Below are 932 nucleotides of genomic sequence, written 5' to 3' on the forward strand. Positions count from 1 at the left end.
CAAACACCAATCCCGTGAGCAACAGATCGGCTCCCTGCGCCAGCGTTTTCAGCGTCTCGCTCATCTCTTCCCAGCACTGTCGCAGCAGCGCCCAATCTTCGCGGCCCAACCTGACCAATTCGCGCGGCTTCCAGAAGAAGCGGGAAAGGCGCGTCAGAACTTCGCGATGCAGATCCTGCCAGTGCTGCGGATCCGGCCCATATGCGACAGCGACTAAGCCCGCAGCCTCGGCGAAGTCGACGAAGTTGGGTGAGACCGCCACGCGCACCTCATGTCCCCTGCGTGATAGCTCACGGCCAAGAGCAATACACGGCTCGACATCGCCACGAGTTCCATAGCTTGCGAGGACGAACTTCATCGTGATGATCCTAGTCGTTGGGTTCGGGCATATCGAAGCGACGGGGACGTAATACCTGGAGGGACAAATCTTAAGGGTGTAAGACGACCCGGTTGAGGCTGGCTCGCAGGCCGGGGCGCTGATGGGGCCATACCGGCTGACCGGCCGAAGACGCGACGACGAGAAACTCACACACCGCGGACCGTCCGCGGATCGGCACCGATGTGGTCACGCTGTGAACGTCAGGGGAAAGGAGACTTAGGACCGAAAGCAAGCGCACGCCACTGTTGCATATGATCCAGTATGGAAATGCTCGCGCTTTCGTACACGGAGGTATTTAGGAAGTGAAAGAGTACCAACAGCAATGAAATTCGTGCTGGCGTGTTACGGAACTCGTGGCGATGTCGAGCCGTCGGTGGCGTTGGGCCGGGAATTGATGCGCAGGGGACACGAAGTGCGCATGGCGGTCCCGCCCGATTTGGTCGATTTCGCGGCGGCGGCCGGCTTACCCGCGGTCGCGTATGGGCCGGATCTGCAGGAGATGCTCGATGCACATCGCGCCTTATGGTCCCGTTTCTCTCGCAACTTCTGGAAG

The 932-nt window shown here is 60.1% G+C and carries 2 protein-coding genes; one reads left to right on the top strand and one right to left on the bottom strand.

Features of this window, described 5'->3' with window-relative positions; genetic code table 11:
- On the bottom strand, positions 1-358 hold a 358-nt coding region (locus A5752_RS02815), incomplete at its 3' end, for a glycosyltransferase (protein WP_197500529.1).
- 343 nt (positions 359-701) lie between these two features.
- Here A5752_RS02815 and A5752_RS02820 point away from each other — a divergent pair.
- Positions 702-932, top strand: a 231-nt coding sequence (locus A5752_RS02820; RefSeq protein WP_197500530.1) for a glycosyltransferase, incomplete at its 3' end; no start/stop codon positions are given.

This window comes from Mycobacterium sp. 852002-51961_SCH5331710 (assembly GCF_001665535.1).
Classification (GTDB): Bacteria; Actinomycetota; Actinomycetes; order Mycobacteriales; family Mycobacteriaceae; genus Mycobacterium.